Consider the following 19353-nt stretch of genomic DNA (forward strand, 5'->3'; position numbering starts at 1 on the left):
CGAATAATCAACATATACCGGTACTCTTCCGTATTCAGCCATTATTTTGTCAGTGTTTAGCCAACCCAAATCTAACTATATATGACCATTTCCATCAGACATATGTCCGGACGTAGCAAGGTGGTCGGATTATTGTTATCGAATAGCGACAGGTTCCAATCGGTCGGTGAAACGATGTTGCGACTAGAAGGGCCCTACCACCCGAGCAGGGGAAGAGAATCGGCGATCCGCCGTTCAATTCGAGCGCCACGCCGCATAGACGTAGCAGCCGACCCCCGCGAAGACGAGGACCGACGACAGCGTATCGACCGCGAGCGACCTCGTAACGACGGCGACGAACGCGAGGACGCCGCCCGCGATCAGACAGCCCGCACCGACGGTCAGCACCGACCGCGGTCCCTCGCTCCGGCCGTACAGCATCGCCCCGACGGCGATCGCGATGACGCCGAAGCCCAGTTCCACGACGGTGGCCGCCAGCGGATCGTTCGTGATCGTCGCGTATGCCAGTACGACGAAGTACCCCAGAATCAGTGCCGTGATCGCTCGAGACCGAGCCGTCGAGCCGGCGGAGACGTCCATGCCTCGACGAACTCGAGCCCGCCCCTTATAGTAGTCGTTGAAACGATTTACGCACCGCTCGCACTCGAGCGGGAGTGCAGTGACTTTCACCGATGACTATACCGTTCGAGGGCCTCGGCCCACTCGAACTCGAAGCCTTCGTGGACGACGAACTCGAGGGCGTTCACGAGGTAGTGGGCGACGACGACGACCAGGAAGCTCCCGGTGACGATGAAGACGGCGGCGAGGACGAACCCCAGCGCGCCGGTGACGACGACGCCGACCGAGCCCTGCATGCCGTGGCCGACGGCGAAGGCGACGGACGAACCGATCGCGAGCAGCCACGGCGAGACGCCGAAGCCGGCGGCGGGGACGCCGATCAGCGCCGCCCGGAAGAGGAACTCCTCGAAGACGGCGATGATCGGCAAGACGCCCACCAGCAGCACGAGCCACCCGCCGATCGAGTCGGGGGAGAGCAGTTCCCGGAGGGCCTCGTCGTGATCGAAGCCGAGATGGGTCGCGGCCGCCGCGGCGAGTTCGTTCGCGACGTAGAGGGCGATCCCCGCGGCCGTCCCCCACACTAGGCCCGTCCGGAGATAGTCGACGGAGAACTCGAGACCCAGCGCCGACGCCGGGATGGCCGTATAGACCGCTGCGCCGAGCAGGACGAGCGCGAACAGCCCCTGCGAGAAGGCGACGTTCGCGAGGACCATCCCGGTCGACAGCGAGTCCGGATCGACGCCGCGGTCGGCCGGCCGTCGGCGCTCGGGGTCCGCGACGACACCATCACGCCTCTCGCTCGAGGCGTCGGTGTCGACCCCCGTCCGGACCTCGGTGGCGGTATTCGGGGTACTCGAATTCGAGTCGTCGCTCGCGCTCGAGGGAGAATCGGCGGCGTCGACACTCCGAGCACCGTGCTCCGTCCCGATCGAGTTCGCGTCCGAATCGAACGGCGCGTCGTCCCGCGGGCTCGGACCGGTCGCCTCGTCGACGGACTCCGCGGCCGCCGGGTCAGTTCGCGCTCCGGCGCCGTCGCCGGAGTCGGGTTCGCCGTCGGTAAACGCGGACTGTGTCAGATGCGATAGAACGAGCAGCAACACGAGGACGACGCCCGTGAGACCGACGAACGTCGTCCACTGGGGCATTTACTGCGGGCTCGGGTTCGATCCGCCGGCGGAGCCGACGGTGCCCTGGTCGAACGCCGTGCCGGTGATCGACTTGAGCCGGTCGACCAGCGAGTCCTTCTTCGGTTCGCCCATCAGGGCGACGTCGAGAACTTCGCTGATGTTCGCACAGGGGATGATCTCGATCATCTCCTCGTACTCCTCTTCGATCATCACGTCCTGTTCGTTCGCCTCGGGGATGATGACCTTCGTACAGCCGGCCTTCGCGGCGGCTTCGATCTTGTGGGTGACCCCGCCGACCGGCAGCACGTCGCCGCGCACCGACAGCGACCCGGTCATCGCGACCGACTGGTCGACCGGAATGTTCTCCAGTGCGCTGATGACGGCGGTCGCCACCGTGATGGAGGCGGAGTCGCCGTCGACGCCCTGTTGCCCGGCCTGAACGAACTGGATGTGGATGTCCTTCTCCGAGAGATCGACGTCGGAGAACTTCTTGATGATCGCGGAGACGTTCTGGACCGATTCCTCGGCCATCTCCTGGAGCTTCCCGGTGGCGATGACCTGCCCGCCGCCCTGTGCGGGGGCGATCTCGGCCATGACGGGGAGCATAATGCCCGAGTCTTCGCCCATGACGGCGAGGCCGTTGACGCGACCCTCGACGCCGCCTTCGTTGACCTGCAGTTCGTAGTCCTTGCGGCGCTCGATGTAGTCGTCGGCGAGCTGTTGCTCGATCGAGCGCGACCGCTTCTTGGCCTGCAGGACGTCGTCGCGGGTCGTGTACTCCCGGTCTTCGGCGCGAGCGATGTCGCCCGCGACGCGGACCAGGCCACCGAGGCTGCGGAACAGCAGCGTGAGGTGGTTCTTCCGGCCCGACCGGCGCTTGGCCTCGAGGATGACTTCCTCGACGGCGTCGTCGGTGAAGTGGGGCAGACGACCGTCGCGTTCGACCTCCTGGGCGATGAAGCGGGCGTACTTGCGCCGCATCTCGGGGGTGTCCTCGATGGTGTCGTCCATGTAGACCTCGTAGCCGTACCCCTTGATCCGGTTGCGGAGCGCGGGGTGCATGTTCTCCATGGCGTCGAGGTTGCCCGCGGCGACCATGATGAAGTCACAGGGGACGGGCTCGGTCTGGACCATCGCGCCCGAGGAGCGCTCGGACTGGCCCGTGATGGCGAACTCGCCCTCCTGGATGGCCGTCATCAGCTTCTGCTGGGTCCGGATGTCGAGCGTGTTGATCTCGTCGACGAACAGCACGCCCTTGTTGGACTTGTGGATCGAGCCCGGTTCGACGCGGTCGTGGCTCGGGGTCTCCATGCCGCCGGACTGGAAGGGGTCGTGGCGGACGTCGCCCAGCAGCGCGCCGGCGTGGGCACCGGTCGCGTCCTCGAAGGGCGCGACGCGCTGATCGCCGTTGTTGACGATCATGTTGGGCACCATCGCGTCCGAACCGCGAGAGGTGTAGCGGAAGATCAGCCAGATGATCCCCGCCGCGAGGACGCCGAGCAGGATGCTGGCGGGGCTGAGGATCGCGTAGCCGATGACGACCGCGATGATGATCCACATCAGGATCGAGCGCATCTGGTTTCGCTTGCGGGCCTCTTCCTTGTGGGCGTCGATGATCTGTTCGCCCTTCCCGGCGGGGACGGTCCGGACTTTCGGCTCGTTCCCGTCGTCGGGGTTGTGATAGACCAGGACGTCCTGCAGGTCCTCCTTCGGAAGCAGCTGGCTCATCGCCTTCGCCAGCATCGACTTGCCGGTCCCCGGCGAGCCGATCATCATGACGTGGCGACGCTGCTTCGCTGCCTTGATGATGATATCTCGAGCCTCGTCCTGGCCGATGACCTGATCGACGAGCCGATCGGGGACTTCGATGTCCTCCGTCGAATCGATCTTGAGCCCGCCCAGGAGGTCGTCCTCGGCGATCTCCTCGTCGACTTCGACCCCCGGATCGACCTCGACCGTGCTACCGAGGTCCTCGACGGTCTCGATGTCCTCGTCCTCCTCCTCCTCGGACGTCGGCTCGAACTCGTCGATCGGATCGTCGACGTCGTGACGACGGTCACCGTCTTCCTCGGGCGGCGACCGGTCTCCCTGACGCTCGGAGCGCTCCGCGGACTCGCCGTCCTCGCGAGCGTCCGTGACGTCTTCGGGAGGGTCGTCAACGTTCGTATCGTTACTCATAGAACTCTGTTCGGTACCTGAGTCGAAGGGATTGCGACTGATATACTTTCTCCATGCGGAGGATGGTGTCAGTTGCTGATACCGGGACAGACAGCGGTCGACGGGAGGATTCAGGATACAACGTTCGATTATTTAATACGTTGTTGATAGTGTCGGAATATACGCTCACCTGACCTGTCGAAATCGTGGTGTCCGAGTGTGGCAATGAACACCTCATCGGTCGACTGATGAGCGCGGTAATAGCTCCCGACTACCGACGCTCGGCGTGCCGACGTATCGGATCGCGGGAAACTCGCCACGCTTAAGCGCTGTGCCCGAGCAGTTCCCGCTATGACTCGGGGGTTCTACATCGGTCGCTTTCAGCCCTTCCACAACGGTCACCGAAGTATGGTCGAGAAGATCGCCGAGGACGTCGACGAACTCGTCCTCGGGATCGGGAGCGCCGACGACTCGCACACCGTTCGGAACCCGTTTACAGCGGGCGAGCGGATCATGATGATCACGAAGTCGCTCGTCGACTCCGATCTCGTGACCTACGCCGTCCCCATCGAGGACTTAGAGCGGAACTCCGTGTGGGTGAGCCACGTCCAGAGTATGAGCCCCGACTTCGACGTCGCGTACTCGAACAATCCGCTGGTCATCCAACTCTTCCGCGAGGCCGGGATCGAGATCCGCCAGTCCCCGATGTTCAACCGCGAGGTCCTCGAGGGATCGGAAGTCCGCGAGCGGATGATCACCGGCGGCGACTGGGAGTCGCTCGTCCCGGAGGCCGTCGTCGAAGTCGTCGACGAGACCGGCGGTCTCGAGCGCATTCAGATGGTCAGCGACTCGGATTCGAACGAGAACTGATCGGCCGAGATCCGACCGATCGGTCCCGACGAGAGACGGCCGATGGCTCGAGTCCGCGCCGTCTTTGAGCGAGCACCGCCTACGGTCGCGTATGATCACGCTCGCATCCGACTTCGGGACGCCGTATCCGGCGGCGATGAAGGGCGTCCTGTTGCAGCGGACGGACGCTCGACTGGTCGACGTCGCACACGATTTCCCCCGACAGGACGTCCGAACGGCCGCCTTCTGGCTCCGGGAAGTATTACCGTACTTCCCGCCCGCGACCCACCTCGTCGTCGTCGACCCCGGCGTCGGCACCGACCGGGCGGCGATCGTTCTCCGCGCGGGCGACCACGCGCTCGTCGGCCCGGACAACGGCGTCTTGGTCCCGGCAGCCCGACGGCTCGCAGGCGGCGACGAGGATCGACTCGAGACGTACGTGATCAACGAGCGGGCGCTCGATCCCGCGGATCCGACGACGCCGACGGACTCCCCGACGGTTTCCAGCGACGGGGAGGCTCCGCGGAGTAACACGTTCCACGGACGGGACGTCTTCGCGCCCGCCGCCGGTGCGGTTCACGAGGCCGATATCGACGCGCTCGCCTCGCTCGAGTGGCTCGAACCGGCCGCGATCGACGTCGACCTCGAGCTCCCGGTCCCCGCGCTCGAGGACGACCGGGCGACGGGGGAAGTCATGGTGATCGACGGGTTCGGAAACGCGATCACGAACGTTCCCGGCTCGTATCTCGACGGACGGGAGCGCGTGCTGGTCGACGGCGACCGCGTCCCGGTCGGGGAGACGTTCGCGGCCGTTCCCGTCGGCGACCGACTCGCGACCGTCGGGAGTCACGGCTACGTGGAACTCGACGTCAATCGGGGGCGCGGTGACGAGGCGTTCGGCCTCGAGCCCGGCGATCGGGTCGTCCTCGAGCCGGACGGGAGTGGCCGTGACTGACGGGGACGAGTGGCCGTACGTCGGGCTCTCACCCGGACCCGTCAGCCGCCGGTCGGCGCGACGTGCCGTCGCGTCGGATCGATCACGATCTCACCGTCCGACCGCACCGTCACGGCACACTGTGAGAACGTAAAGGAGACCGAACCGTCGCCGATGCGGGGCTCGTCGCCTCGCCAGTGGACGAACAGCGCGTTCAACGCGTCCGGTTCGACGCACTCCGAGAGCGCCTCGAGATCGTCCGGCTCGACCCCGAGCACCGACGAGACGGTCATGAGGAGGGCCGTACTCACCGGTTCGTAATCGCCCTCGTCACACCACGTGTGGTACGTCCCCCGGTCCTCGTCGTAGTAGACCGTGCGACCGTCAGTGTCGCCGATCGCCGTCAGAGTCTCTCGCGGATCGGGTCCGGACATAATATATTAAACTGATATGCGTTAGCACTTAGCATTGGTGGCCGGGCGGCATGCTCACCGCTACATCGATGCGGTATCGGTCGAAAAAGTCAGGTAGAGAGAACGACTGCCGCGAACAGCGACGTTATTCGGCGGCGATGACGTCGTCGATGCGGGCGATCATCGTGGCGGCTTCCGTCGCGCTCTCGACGGCTTCGCGCTTGACGTCGGCAGGGTCGACGACGCCGTGCTCGAAGGGATCGTCGATCGTGACCTCGTCGCCCTTGGTGATCAGCCCGGCGCGACCGTCGGACTCGTGGGCGGACCGGAGGTCAACCAGCACGTCGATGGGATCTCGGCCGGTGTTGGCGGCGAGGGTCCGGGGGACGATGTCGACCGCGTCGGCGAAGGCCGTCACGGCGAGTTGCTTGCGGCCCTCGATACCCGCGGCTTCCTCGCGGACCTTGTCCGCGATCGCGATCTCGGTCGCGCCGGCTCCCGGAACGACTTCGCCGGACTCGAGCGCCGTCGCGACGACGTCGAGCGCGTCGCCGATGGCGCGCTCGAGTTCGTCGACGATGTGTTCGGTACCGCCGCGGACGAAGACGGTGACGGTCTCGGCCGCCTGACCGCCCTCGACGAACGCGAGGTCGTCGTCGCCGTAGGTTTCGGTGTGGATCCGGTCGGCCGAGCCGAAGTCGGATTCCTCGAGGTCGTCGAGGTCGCCGACGCGGCGCGCGCCGGTCGCGGAGGCGACCTGACGGGCGTCGCTGTCGCCCAGTCCCTCGAAGACGAGAACGCCCTCGTTGGCGAGCGCGTTGGCGACGCGGTCGTGGACGTCCTCGGTAGTGAAGACGACGTCGGCCCCGCTCTCGGCGACGGTCTGGGCGTAGCCCTCGAGCTCGCCTTCCTCGGCGTCGATGGCGGCGTTGAGCTGGTCGATCGAGTCGATGGCGTACTCTGCGTCGACGTCGCCGGTTCTGACGCCGAGTTCGACGTCCAGAATGGCGATCGACGCGTCCTCGACCTCGCTGGGCATGCCGTCGTGGACGGGCTCCTCGTCGACGATGATCCCGGGGACGAGTTCGGTCGCGTTCGACGACGCACCGATCTGGGTGTGGACGGTGACGTTGTCGCGTGCGACGCCCGCGCCGGTGTCGACGTGGCGGATCGCTTCGACGACCGTCTCGGCCAGCGACGCGGCGGTGAGACCGCCGGTTCCCTTGCCGGTCATACAGGACTCGGCGACCTGCCGCAGGATCTCGTCGTCGACGTCGGCCTCGTTGACCTGCTCGTCGATCGCCTCGAGGGCGATCTCGGCGGCCTCGTGATACCCTTCGACGATCGTCGTCGCGTGGACGTCCTGCTCGATGAGGTCTTCGGCCTCGCCCAGCAGGTTGCCCGCCAGCACCGCCGCGGTCGTCGTCCCGTCACCGACCTCCTCTTCCTGGGAGTCGGCGACCTCGACGATCATCTGGGCCGCGGGGTGCTCGATGTCCATCTCGTTGAGAATGGTCGCGCCGTCGTTCGTGATGACGACGTCCCCGCCGGAGTCGACGAGCATCTTGTCCATTCCGCGGGGTCCGAGCGTGGTGCGTACCGACTCGGCCACGGCCTTGCCGGCCATGATGTTGGACGACTGCGCGTCCCGACCCTGCGTTCGTTGACTGTCCTCGCTCATAATGAACATGGGCTGCCCACCCATGCGTCGCTGTTGTGCCATCGTTGATCCTCACTACCTATGTCGTTAGCACTTCTATATAACCTTTTCCCTCCAACCACCGCTCCGTCTTGCGATTGCGTGTGAGAACGACCCACAGGAAGGTGTCGCAAAGAGCCGGTAGCAAGATATGGCTCGACCCGGAACACCCCGATGGGAATGCTGGAGCTGGAACACGGGTTTCGCGTCGTCGACATCTCGGCGCGGCTCCCGCCGACCGACGGCGGTGGGGAAAATCGGGGACCGTCGATTACGGCGGACCGACTCGAGCGGGAGATGCATCAGGCTGGGGTCACGAAATCGGTCGTCTTCCCGCCGTCGGATCCGGGGACCGGCTACGTCGCGCCGAACAACGGGGTCGCCAGACGCAGCGTCGACCGACCGTTCGTGGCGTTCGCCCGGATCAACGGGACCCAGACACCGGGCCGGAACGCGACTGGAAAGCTTCGCAACGCGGTCAGTCGCCGCGAGGAACACCACACGTCGCCGAGCGACGTCGAGAAATACGCGTACGACGACCGGTTTCACGGGTTCGTTCTCGATCCCGCCGTCGACGGCTATCCGGACGACGATATCCTCACAGCACTCGAAGACGTCGACCTCCCGGTGATCGTTCGCGGCGGCACCGACGCACCGCCCGAGACGCTCGAAGAGACCCTTCTCGATCGATCCTTCCCCGTTATCGTCGGCCGCTTCGGCGGCCATCCGCTGAATCGGGCGCTCATGGACGAACTGATCGACCTCCTCGACGACTACGACGACTGCTACCTCGAGACGAGCTTCGTTCGGTACCGCGAACAGCTCGAGCGGGCGCTCATGGAGCACCCCGATCGCGTCTTCTTCGGCAGCGGCGCGCCCGCCTGCCACCCCAACGTCGCGGTCATGGAGATCCTGACCCTCGACGTGTCGGAGGACCTGCTCCGGCGCGCGTTCTCGAAGAACGCCTGTCGGGTAGTCGAGGCGCTCACCGTCCACGCGGACCGGCGGATCTGAGGTCGATCGGGCTTCACTGGCGGACCGCGACGCAATTCGATTCTCGCCGCCGGGACCGACACGCCTCCGCTCGCGACCGGCGTGTTCGATGCCCTCTCGTCTCCCGCGAAGCTCCCCTCGAGCGGCGGTCGGCGATCGGTCGGCGGCCGCGACGGCACGTGTTCGGAAGAATACTATTGAAGGAATAATATAATCTATATTGACAATATATATCGGTTCGTACGATTCGAGCCCAATATATACCGAAAACACGTATCTCCAATATCAACAATACCGACAGATCGCTACATTAATCATATTTTATGATCGACGCCCGACTGCATGCTCGAAGGATTTCCACTAGTACTGTTACTCGCCGCGGCGGTGGCCTTTATCATCCTCGCCACGGCGAAACTCGATCTTCACGCGTTTCTCGCATTGCTCCTCGCCGCGTACCTGACCGGTCTCGCCGCGGGGCTCGACCCCGCCGAAGTCGCGTCGCTCGTGACCGACGGGTTCGGCGGCATTCTCGGCTACATCGGGATCGTAATCATCGCCGGGACGATCATCGGCACCTGCCTCGAGCGGTCGGGTGCTGCGATCGTCATCGCGGAGACGATCCTCGATTACGTCGGTGAAGAGTACACGACCCAGGTGATGGCGATCACGGGGAGCTTCGTCAGCATTCCCGTGTTCTGTGACTCCGGATTCGTCATCCTCTCGGGACTGAACCGGTCCCTCGCCCAGCGCTCCGGGCTCTCGCTGTCGACGCTCGGGGTCGCGCTCGCCGGCGGTCTGTACGTCACCCACGTCTTCGTTCCGCCGACGCCCGGTCCGATCGCGGCCGCGGGGATCATCGGCGCAGACATCGGTCTCGTCATGCTCGCCGGTATCATCGTCAGTATCCCCATCGTCTTCGTCGCCGCGACGTGGGCCGACAAGGTCGCTTCGAACTATCACATCGATCCGGATCCGGAGATGACGATCGACGAGATCAAAGCCGAGTACGGAACGATGCCCTCCCGTGCGGCCTCCTTTGCGCCGCTGCTCGTGCCGATCGCGCTCATCGCGCTCGGCTCGATCGCGGCCTACCCCGAAGCCGAGAACCCCGAACTCATCACCGGGACGCTTCAGCGCTGGCTGCTGTTCGTCGGCGACCCCGCGGTCGCCCTGCTCGTCGGTGCCTTCATCGCCTTCGCGATCGTTCCCGACTTCGATAGCAGCGTTACGGACGAGTGGGTCTCCGACGGAATCACGAACGCCGCCGTCATCCTCGCCGTGACCGGTGCCGGCGGCGCGTTCGGCGAAGTCCTCTCCGCGCTGCCGCTCGAGAACTTCATCACCGAGACGCTCGGCGGCCTCGGCATCGGCCTGTTCGCCGCGTTCGTCGTCGCCGCGGCGATGAAATCGGCGCTCGGTTCCTCGACGGTCGCGATCCTGACGACGGCCAGCCTCATCGCGCCGCTACTCGGTTCGCTCGGTCTGAACACCGAGATCGGTCAGGTGTTCACCGTCCTCGCGATCGGGGCCGGCAGCATGACCGTCAGCCACGCCAACGACTCCTACTTCTGGATCATCACGGAGTTCTCCGACATGGAGACCGAGACGGCCTACCAGGCCTGGACCCTCGCGACGCTGGTGCTCGGCGTCTCGAGCATCCTCTGGATCGTCGTGCTCCGAAACGTCGCCGGAGTCGTCTTCTAACGAACGACCAGCACTCGCAGGTCGTTCAGATTCGTCCCGGTCGGTCCCGTGACTACCAGGCCGTCTCGGGACTCGAGATACGGATAGACGTCGTTGTCGGCGAGGGCCGCACGCGCCGCATCGGCGTCTTCGACGGTCGTCCAGTCGGCCACCCCGCCGGCCGCGTCGGTCGCACCGTCGATGCCGTCGGTATCGACCGCGGCGACGGTAATCCCGACGTCCTGTCCGCTCCCGAGCTCGAGCGCCGCGCTCGTCGCGAACTCCTGGTTCGGCCCGCCCGTCCCGTCGCCCCGGACCGTGACCGTCGTCTCGCCGCCCGAGAGGATCACGGCCGGCGGTTCGACCGGCGTGCCCGTCGCTCTGCTCTCCTCCGCGATGGCGACGTGAGTAGTGGCCGCGTCGCGGGCCTCGCCGCGAACGCGCGAGGAGAGCACGAGCGTCTCGTAGCCGCGCCCGGCCGCCGCGCCGCGAGCCGCCTCGAGCACCGTCATCCCGTCGGCGACGACGTGATTCGAGACGGACTCGAACGCCGGATCGTCGGCTTCCGGCGTCTCGGCGATCTCGCCGGCTGCGCCTCGCTCGAGACGGTCCACGACGGCGTCCGGCGCGTCGATCTCGTACCGCTCGAGGACTGCGAGCGCGTCGTCGAAGGTCGACTCGTCGGGCGCGACGGGTCCGCTGGCGATCACGCTCAGGTCGTTCCCCACGACGTCGCTCAGGATCAACGAGGCGACCGTCGCGGGGGCTACACGGCGCGCCAGCCGGCCGCCTTTCAGCGCCGAGAGGTGTTTGCGGACCGCGTTGATCTCGTGGATGTCGGCCCCGCTCGCGAGTAGGGCATCGGTGGTCGACTGGAGGTCCGCGAGGGAGACGTCGCCCGCGGGCGCGGCCATGAGCGCGCTACCGCCGCCGGTGATCGCCGCGAGGACGAGCGTGTCTTCGGTCGCCGTCTCGGCCGCCTCGAGCAGCGCTCGCGTTCCCTCGACGCCGCGCTCGCTCGGGACCGGGTGATCGCCCTCACGGACAGTCACACGTTCCGTTTCGACGGGGTCGTCCGTGACCACGATTCCGCGATCGATCCGGTCGCCCAGGACCGTCTCGAGGGCCACGGCGACGTGTGCTGCGGCGTTGCCACCGCCGAGGACGACGATCTCCTCGTACTCGCGAAGGTCGTACGTCGCGTCGCCGACTCGGAGGGTGTCACCGTCGAGCGTCACGGCGTCTCGGACGACCGTCCGGGGATGGCCGGCCTCGATACCAGCCTCAATACACTCGAGCGCGACGTCGCGGGCCTCGGTCGACGCGAGGCGATCGCGATCCTCGATCACGTGCGATCACCCGCTGTTGCTCCTGAGAGGGGACTGAAACGAGCGTTCGAGACTGTGATTCGACGGCGTGATCTCGTCTCCTTCATAAACGAGCGGTCTTCCGGGAAACGCTAAAACTAGCGGATTCGGTGTGGGGATCCCATCGCGTCCCCGCGACACAGCGCGGGCCACCGCCGTGAGTCACCGTCGGTTGCGAGCTCAGTCGTGCTTGAACGACCGCTGTCCCGTAAACGCCATCGCGGCATCGACCTTTTTCTCGTCGGGTTCGCTCGCTCCGCTCGCTCGCCCTCCTCGAAAAATCTCGACCAAAAAACCGCTCGCTCACTCCGTTCGCTCACGGCCGTTCCACTCTCGCCCTCGAGTTCAGTCGTGCTTGAACGACCGCTGTCCCGTAAACGCCATCGCGGCATCGACCTTTTTCTCGTCGGGTTCGCTCGCTCCGCTCACTCACCCTCCTCGAAAAATCTCGACCAAAAAACCGCTCGCTCACTCCGTTCGCTCACGGCCGTTCCACTCTCGCCCTCGAGTTCAGTCGTGCTTGAACGACCGCTGTCCCGTAAACGCCATCGCCATCCCGTGTTCGTCCGCGGCCTCGATCACGTCCTCGTCGTTGACCGAGCCGCCGGGCTGGATGACCGCCTCGATGCCGGCCTCGGCGGCCTCCTCGATGCCGTCCGGGAACGGGAAGAACGCGTCCGACGCCATCACGGCACCCTGCGAGCCCTTCCCCTCGGCGTGCTCGTCGGCCTTCATCGCTGCGAGGCGGACTGCATCCACGCGGGAAACCTGCCCCATCCCGATACCGACTGTCTCGGTGCCGTCCGCGAAGAGAATCCCGTTGGACTTGACGTGTTTGAGCGTCTGCCACGCGAAGACCATCGTCTCGAGTTCCTCGTCGGTCGGCTCGCGCTCGGTGACGACCTCGAGGTCGTCGACCGAGATCGACTGGAGGTCGCGCTCCTGCACCAGTCGGCCGCCGACGAGCGGCTTCTCGGTGAACCGTTCCGTCTGTTCTCCCAGCTCGCCCACGTCCAGCACGCGCAGGTTGTCCTTCTCGAAGAGGACCTCGAGCGCGTCGTCGGTGTAGCCGGGCGCGACGACGACTTCCTTGAACGAGTCGATGATCCCCTCGGCGGTCGCGGCGTCGCACTCGCGATTGAGGGCGACGATGCCGCCGAATGCGCTCATCGGGTCCGTCGAGAGGGCCTTCTCGTAGGCCTCGGACAGCGAATCGGCGGTCGCACAGCCCGCGGGGTTGGTGTGTTTGATGACCGCCGCCGCGGGCTCGTCGAACTCCTTGATCAGGTTGAGCGCGCCGTCGGCGTCGTTGTAGTTGTTGTACGACAGCGCCTTCGCGCCCTCGTTCAACTGGTCGGCGTGGACGACGCTGGCCTCGTCACAGGTGTAGTCGGTGTAGACCGCGGCGTCCTGATGGGGATTCTCCCCGTAGCGCAGCGTATCTGCGCGGTCGTCGGAGACCAGCCGTCGCGCCGGCAAGCCGTCGTGGTCGTCCCCCTCGGCGGTCGCCACGTCGGCGTCGACGGTGACGTCGCCCGACTCGAGATCCACGTCCATCGCACCCTCCGCGAACCACTTTACCGCGCGCGGATAGGCGCGGAACTCGCACTCGTAGAGGACTCGCTCCTTGAGAGTCTCCTCGTCGTCGCCCTCGTAGACCGGGATCGGCTCCTGCGTGACGATCGGCCCGGCGTCGACCTCGCTCTCGACGACCTCGCCGTTCTCGTCCGTCGCGTCCGTGACGACGTGGACCGTACAGCCCGTCACCGAGACGCCGGCCTCGAGCGCGTCGCCCCAGGCGTCCATCCCGGGGAACGACGGCAGTAGCGCGGGGTGGACGTTCAGCGTCGTCGGCGCCTCCTCGAGGAAGGTGTCCGAGAGGATCCGCATGTAGCCGTCCAGACAGACGAGATCGAACTCGTAGTCCGAGAGGGCCTCGAGCACCCGTTCCTCGTGCTCGCGGCGGCTCAGCTCGTCCGCGAGCGGGACGACTTCCGTGGGAATCCCGCGCTCGGCCGCGGCCTCGAGCACCGGCGCGTCAGCGTCGGTCGCGAGGATCACGCCGAACTCGGCTCCGCCCGGCTCTCGGTCGGCGATGTTCAACAGGTTGCGCCCTCGGTTGCCGGCCATCCCGGCGATTCGCGTCATGGTCGTACGCCCGCCCGCGAACGGCAAAGTGGTTGCGGTCTCGACGGGCGATGTATCCACGTCCGTGTATCAATCAGGCGGTATTCGAGAGCTGTTTCTGCGAGGTATGCACGCTCGTGGCATCGGACGCCGCGGGTTTCGACACGCTTTTGCGACACGCTCGACCAACGCTCGGTATGACAGAGACCGACGCCCTGTACGCCGTCTCGCCGCTGGACGGCCGGTACGACGGCCGGACGGCACCGCTGTCGCCGTACGCGAGCGAGGCCGCGCTCATGCGCGCCCGCGTTCGCGTCGAAGTCGAGTACCTCATCGCGCTGGCCGAGCTCGAGGCGACGCCCCTCGAGCTCTCCCTCGAGGAGCGCGAACACCTTCGCGGGCTCTACACCAATTTCGCCGAGGAGGACGCCCGCCTGATCAAGACGCTCGAGACGGAGGGCTACGAGGAGTTCGAGGCGACGAACCACGACGTGAAGGCCGTCGAGTACTTCGTCCGGCACCGGCTGCCCGGCGACAGCGACGCCTCCGCCTGGATCCACTTCGGCCTGACCAGCGAGGACGTGAACAACCTCGCCCACCGGCTGCTCGTCCGGGATGCGGTCGACGAGGTGCTCCTGCCGACGCTGTACGACGTGCGGGAGACGCTCGCCGGGATGGCCCGGGACTACCGCAACCTCCCGATGCTGGCCCGCACGCACGGCCAGCCCGCCACGCCGACGACCTTCGGCAAGGAGATGGCCGTCTACGCCGCGCGGCTCGGCAGAGCGACCGGCCGCATCCGGCAGGCGACGGACGATCTCAGCGGCAAGCTCGGCGGCGCGTCGGGAACCTACGCGGCCCACGTCGCCGCCTACCCCGACGTCGACTGGCAGGCGTTCGCACGGGACTTCGTCACGGGGCTGGGTCTCGAGTTCGAACCGCTGACGACGCAGGTCAACCCCTGTGACGACCTCGCGGCGCTGTTCGATGCGTTCCGCGGGGCGAACACCGTCCTGCTCGACCTGGACCTCGACATGTGGCTCTACGTCTCCGATCGCTATCTGGGCCAGGAGGCCGTCGAGGGCGAAACCGGCTCGTCGACGATGCCCCACAAGGTCAACCCGATCGACTTCGAGAACAGCGAGGGCAACCTCTCGAAGGCGAATTCGGATCTCACCTTCCTCGCCGACTACGTCACCACCTCCCGGCTCCAGCGGGACCTCTCGGACTCGACCGTCAAGCGCAACATCGGCGGCGCGTTCGCCCACTGCCTGCTCGCCTACGGCAAGACCGCGTCGGGCCTCTCGAAGGTCGTCCCCAACGAACGGGTCATGCGCGATGACCTCGAGGACACCCCCGAGATCATCGGGGAGGCGGTCCAGACCATCCTCCGGCGCGAGGGACAGGCCGACGCCTACGAGCGCGTCAAGGCCGTGACCCGCGGGAAAGACGTCACGCTCGCGGACTTCCGCGAGATGTTCGACGACCTCGACGTCGACGAGGACGTCCGCGAGGAACTGCACGCGCTGACGCCGACGGGCTACACCGGCGTCGCGAGCGAGCTGGTCGACGACCTCGAGTAGGCGACGGCCGCGGCGATCGACGGCGACCCCGACGTGTCAGTACCTATTTTTGTCCCTCGCGACAACGTGAGTTCGTGTCCTCGAGACGACGGAGCAGCCGGGTTGGAGCGCGACTCAAACGCGGTGGCCGAGCGGTCGGGCTCTGCCTCGCGATCGGGCTTCTGGGCTACTTCAGCGGGATGGCCGCGGGAACGGGGGCGGTCGGTCACCTCTCCGTCCTGGGGTACAGCACGGAAACCGTCGACGAGATCGGGCTCTCGGTGGCGTTCAACGTCGTCGGTGCCGGCGGGACGGCGCTCTCCTACCTGATCATTCGCCGGAACGGCTTCGATCGGGCGTTCGCCGTCGATTTCCTCCGGATTCGGCGGCCGAACTGGTGGGACCTCGCCTGGATCTTCCTCGGACTCGTCGGGGCGTTCGTCGTTCTCGTCGGCTACCAGCAAATCGTCGACCTGATCGAACCGCTCGGGGGGAGCGAGGGGACGACACACTCCGGGATCGAGGCGGGTCGGGAGTATCCCGCCCTGTTGCTCCTGGGGATTCCGCTCGCGCTGCTGTTGACCGGTCCCGGCGAGGAGCTCCTGTTCAGGGGCGTCCTCCAGTCGCGGCTCAAAGAGACGTTTCCGACGGTCGTCGCGGTCGGACTCACCGGCCTCGTCTTCGGCGCGATCCACCTGCCCGTGTACGCGGGCACCGAACCGAGTGCCGTGATCGTGAGTCTCGGCACGGTGACGACGCTGGGGCTGTATTTCGGCACGCTCTACGAACTCAGCGGCACTCTCGTCGTCCCCGCGCTGATCCACGGCTGCTTCAACGCGACCGTCTATCTCACCAACTACCTGACGTACGCCTGACCGTCGGCCGGGGTCATCGGCGCGTGGCTCCCGAACGGCGGCCGCTCGCGGAACTCCTATCACCGCTCGTCTCGAGCGGTATCGACTCCTCGCGTTCCGCGTGCGTCGCTTCGGCCGCCGTCGCCGCAGTCGTCCGGTGTCTCTCCGCGGCCGGACGGGGCCGGTACTCGCTCGCTCTCGGAATCGGGCTCGACCGATCGCTCCGACGGACCGGCGCTGGATTCGATTCGCCCCGCGCGGGTCCGTGGTGGAGTCTCGATCGGTCGAGCGGCGGTGCGAGCGCTCGACGAGGCCAACAACGGCTCCCCGCGCCACCGTTCGTACCCGCGGTTGACGATCGCGCCGCTGCCGACGACCCCGACCACGATCGTCACGATAGTTCCGAGGATCGGCACCAGTTGACTCCCGCCGACGACCAGCGTCCCGACCGCCAGCGACCGCCACAGCGACGGCGATTCCGGGCCGAGCCGGCCGGCGACCCGATCGCCGGCGACGAGAGTCCCGACACAGCCGCCGACCAGCAGCAACGCGGCACACGCGATCAGTCCCGGCGTGGCCGCGATCAGTCCGGCCGTGATCAGCGTCGGGTGCTCGAGCGACGTCCCGACGTACAGCGGCAGCGCGGAGCAGACGAGCACGCCGAAGACGGCGACGAATCCGACGGCGAAGCTCGTATCCGGTCCGGTGACGGCGTCGTTCCGAAGTCCCCGTACGGACTGCGGGACGGCGACGACGAGAACGGCGGCGATGGTTGCGGTGACGACCATCCAGGAGAGCGCGACGCCCGCAGCCTGCGAGAGGGGAGAGTCAGCGAGCGGACCGAAAGCGATCGCTGGGATACCGGTGGGCGGAAGCGACGACGGAGCGAGGATATATTCGACGACGACCACGGTTTCGTCCCGAGACAGACAGCAGACTGATAAAAAAGTGCGGTTACGCCGCCGGAATCCGAGCCTCGTCGACCCCGTTGCTCGATCTCGTCACCGGCGCGAACGGCGCGAATCCGAGCAATAAAAGTCGTCGGTACTGCGACGAACGCGTATGGAGTACCTCCTCTGGGTGCTCGTCGCGCTCGTGGCCTACGGACTGATGGCACCGCTGACGAGCGCCGTGACGGCGGACGTCCCGCCCGCGGTCGCGCTCTTCCTGTCGACGACGATCTTCCTCTGCCTGACGGCCGTCGTCCTCGCCGCGACGGGGACCGGCCGTCCCGCCGACGCGGTGACCCCCGCAGCGGGAATCGTCTACGTCGCCGGCCTGTTCCTCTCCTCGGGCATCCTCGCCTACTATCAGGCGCTCGAGCGCGGCCCGGTGAGCGTCGTCGTCCCGATCTACGGCCTGTTCATCGTCGGGAGTTCGGTCATCGGAATCGCGTTCCTCGGCGAGGAGCTGACCGCCACCCGCGCCGCCGGGATCCTCGTCGCGGCGCTCGCGATCTATCTCGCCGCAGGGGGTGAGGAGTGAGATGCGGCGCTACCTCGGCTTGTCACTGGTCGCCTGTCTGGCGTACAGTCTCGTCGCACCGCTGCTCTCGATCGCGATGACGGAGTTACCCAGCACGCTGGCCGTCTTCCTGTCGAACTCGGTCATGTTCGTGACCGTCGGTCTGGTACTCCGCTATCGCGGCCTGTCGGTGCGACCATATCTCCGCCACCCCCGCACCCCGTACATCGTCGCGATGGGCGTGCTACTGACGATCGGCCTGTTGACCTACTACCGGGCGCTCGCGCTCGGCCCCGTGAGCGTCGTCGTCCCGATCTACGGGCTCTTCATCGTCGTCAGTTCGCTTGTCGGCATCGTCGCCTTCGAGGAGACCGTCACCGCCCGCAAAGTAGCCGCCATCGGTTTGAGCGTGCTGGCGATCGCCCTGATGTCGGTGTAACGGCCCCGTCGCCGGCGAGCCGTCACCGCTCTTTCGACTCGACCTCGCTCGAGTCCTCGTACCGAACTGACTCCAGTTGCTCCGTTTCCCGGAGAATGAACGGCCCGATGGCGAGCGTCCGCTTCATCACCGTGAGGACGCGGAGGAGGTAGGCGAGCAACACGGCGAACGGGGAGAGCGTGAGCACGTAGAGCGCACTGACGACGAGGTAGGCCGTGCTGATGCCGAACATCGTTCCCGTGACCATCGCGGCGTCGAACTCGAGCATCATGTAGGCCGCGATCGCCAGCGCCGGCATCGCGCCGTAGAGGACGCCGCGCGAGATGTTGATGATCTCCCACTGGACGTAGAGCGTCTTGAAGTGTTCGCGCGCCGGGCCGAAGAACTGCAGCGCTTCGATCAGGTCGTCGAACGCCGCCGTGGCGTCTGCCGAAAGCGACTCGGCGTACTTTTCCCGGAGCGTTCGGGCGGTGAAGATCTTCCACGAGTAGTTGTAATTCAGGATCGGAAGCAGCGTCTCGAACGAACCGAAGTCGGCACCCGCCAGTTCGTCGCTGACGATCCGGCTGTGTTCGATGAGCCCCTCGGTGAACGCGGCGATTTCGTCGAACTGCTCCGACTCGGTGCCACCGGTGACCATGTCGTCGAGGCTCCGCGCTCGCGTCTCGGCCGTTTCGATGAGCGTCTGGAGAAAGCGAGACGGTTCGACCGGACTCACACCGATCGCCGCGGCGTCCTCCACCTCTTCGCGGAACTCGGTCTCGTTCGACATCCGTTTGCGCTGTTCGCCGAGCGGGCCGATCTCTTCGGCGAGGACGAACTGCGAGATCGACAGGACGAGAGTCACGCTCGTCACGACGGCGATGACCATCGAGCCGAACAGCGACGCGATTCCGCCGGTCGATACCAGCTTTCCCGGTGCGCTCGGCCCGAAAACGTGCAACACGAGGAGGAAGACGTACGTGCTCGCGAGAAAGACGGCAGTGACGAGCCACCGGTTCGCACTGATCAGGAACCAGATCTTGACGCGCGTTTCGCCGACGCGCTCGCGCATCGTGTCGGCCGGCCGCGGAACGGCGTCCGTGTCGCCACCCATGGCCCCGTCGTACACCGACGCGCGGGTTAAA

Annotated in this window: 17 protein-coding genes; 8 read left to right on the forward strand and 9 right to left on the reverse strand. The window is 66.3% G+C overall.

The features are described from left to right. Positions 1–234: 234 nt before the first annotated feature. The 3 genes from NDI89_RS08355 to lonB all read right to left on the reverse strand — a co-directional run bounded on the left by NDI89_RS08355 (position 235) and on the right by lonB (position 3863). Entirely contained in the window at positions 235–579 is a 345-nt protein-coding gene (locus NDI89_RS08355; protein WP_277521074.1) for a hypothetical protein, read from the reverse strand. A gap of 86 nt (positions 580–665) precedes the next feature. Continuing rightward, a complete protein-coding gene (locus NDI89_RS08360) occupies positions 666–1703 on the reverse strand; it encodes a CPBP family intramembrane glutamic endopeptidase (RefSeq protein WP_277521075.1) in 1038 nt (345 codons plus the stop codon). Next, positions 1704–3863, reverse strand: coding sequence for an ATP-dependent protease LonB (lonB, locus tag NDI89_RS08365; protein ID WP_277521076.1), 2160 nt, complete (start codon positions 3861–3863; stop codon positions 1704–1706). It abuts the gene before it with no gap. Positions 3864–4193: 330 nt separating this feature from the next. On the opposite strand from lonB, the gene NDI89_RS08370 reads away from it, so the two are divergent. Together NDI89_RS08370 and NDI89_RS08375 are read left to right on the forward strand one after the other, a co-directional pair. Further along, complete coding sequence (locus NDI89_RS08370) at positions 4194–4712, forward strand: nicotinamide-nucleotide adenylyltransferase (protein ID WP_277521077.1); 519 nt, start codon at positions 4194–4196, stop codon at positions 4710–4712. Positions 4713–4803: 91 nt separating this feature from the next. Further along, positions 4804–5646, forward strand: a complete 843-nt coding sequence (locus NDI89_RS08375) for an SAM hydrolase/SAM-dependent halogenase family protein (protein ID WP_277521078.1) — start codon at positions 4804–4806, stop codon at positions 5644–5646. A 41-nt stretch (positions 5647–5687) separates the two neighbouring features. Here NDI89_RS08375 and NDI89_RS08380 read toward each other — a convergent pair whose 3' ends face one another. Together NDI89_RS08380 and thsA are read right to left on the reverse strand one after the other, a co-directional pair. Next, complete coding sequence (locus NDI89_RS08380) at positions 5688–6059, reverse strand: HalOD1 output domain-containing protein (RefSeq protein WP_277521079.1); 372 nt, start codon at positions 6057–6059, stop codon at positions 5688–5690. Positions 6060–6183: 124 nt separating this feature from the next. Further along, positions 6184–7728, reverse strand: a complete 1545-nt coding sequence (thsA, locus tag NDI89_RS08385) for a thermosome subunit alpha (RefSeq protein WP_277521312.1) — start codon at positions 7726–7728, stop codon at positions 6184–6186. Positions 7729–7917: 189 nt separating this feature from the next. Here thsA and NDI89_RS08390 point away from each other — a divergent pair, with 189 nt between their 5' ends. Beyond that, a complete protein-coding gene (locus tag NDI89_RS08390; protein WP_277521313.1) occupies positions 7918–8751 on the forward strand; it encodes an amidohydrolase family protein in 834 nt (277 codons plus the stop codon). A 321-nt stretch (positions 8752–9072) separates the two neighbouring features. Beyond that, positions 9073–10434, forward strand: a complete 1362-nt coding sequence (locus NDI89_RS08395) for a GntP family permease (protein WP_277521080.1) — start codon at positions 9073–9075, stop codon at positions 10432–10434. Here the strand turns inward: NDI89_RS08395 and NDI89_RS08400 are convergent. Continuing rightward, positions 10431–11762, reverse strand: a complete 1332-nt coding sequence (locus tag NDI89_RS08400; protein ID WP_277521081.1) for a glycerate kinase type-2 family protein — start codon at positions 11760–11762, stop codon at positions 10431–10433. The genes NDI89_RS08395 and NDI89_RS08400 overlap by 4 nt on opposite strands. Positions 11763–12290: 528 nt before the next feature. After that, the gene (gene purH, locus NDI89_RS08405) at positions 12291–13928 is read right to left on the reverse strand and encodes a bifunctional phosphoribosylaminoimidazolecarboxamide formyltransferase/IMP cyclohydrolase (protein ID WP_277521082.1); all 1638 of its coding nucleotides are present in this window, start codon (positions 13926–13928) and stop codon (positions 12291–12293) included. Between the two features lie 176 nt (positions 13929–14104). On the opposite strand from purH, the gene purB reads away from it, so the two are divergent. Both purB and NDI89_RS08415 read left to right on the forward strand, forming a co-directional pair. Then, positions 14105–15490 (forward strand): adenylosuccinate lyase, encoded by a 1386-nt coding sequence (purB, locus tag NDI89_RS08410; protein WP_277521083.1) that lies wholly within the window; start codon positions 14105–14107, stop codon positions 15488–15490. Between the two features lie 74 nt (positions 15491–15564). Continuing rightward, positions 15565–16344 (forward strand): CPBP family intramembrane glutamic endopeptidase, encoded by a 780-nt coding sequence (locus tag NDI89_RS08415; protein WP_277521084.1) that lies wholly within the window; start codon positions 15565–15567, stop codon positions 16342–16344. 59 nt (positions 16345–16403) lie between these two features. Here NDI89_RS08415 and NDI89_RS08420 read toward each other — a convergent pair whose 3' ends face one another. Further along, positions 16404–17234, reverse strand: a complete 831-nt coding sequence (locus NDI89_RS08420; protein WP_277521085.1) for a DUF8173 domain-containing protein — start codon at positions 17232–17234, stop codon at positions 16404–16406. A gap of 151 nt (positions 17235–17385) precedes the next feature. On the opposite strand from NDI89_RS08420, the gene NDI89_RS08425 reads away from it, so the two are divergent. Further along, positions 17386–17808 (forward strand): EamA family transporter, encoded by a 423-nt coding sequence (locus tag NDI89_RS08425; protein ID WP_277521086.1) that lies wholly within the window; start codon positions 17386–17388, stop codon positions 17806–17808. 1 nt (position 17809) lies between these two features. After that, positions 17810–18226: an EamA family transporter gene (locus NDI89_RS08430; RefSeq protein WP_277521087.1), complete on the forward strand. Its 417-nt coding sequence runs from the start codon at positions 17810–17812 to the stop codon at positions 18224–18226. A 22-nt stretch (positions 18227–18248) separates the two neighbouring features. Here the strand turns inward: NDI89_RS08430 and NDI89_RS08435 are convergent, their stop codons facing one another. Next, entirely contained in the window at positions 18249–19322 is a 1074-nt protein-coding gene (locus tag NDI89_RS08435) for a DUF7972 family membrane protein (protein WP_277521088.1), read from the reverse strand. Positions 19323–19353 lie beyond the last annotated feature (31 nt).

Origin of the sequence: Natrinema salsiterrestre, assembly GCF_029502005.1 — an archaeon.
In the GTDB taxonomy this organism is placed as follows: domain Archaea; phylum Halobacteriota; class Halobacteria; order Halobacteriales; family Natrialbaceae; genus Natrinema; species Natrinema salsiterrestre.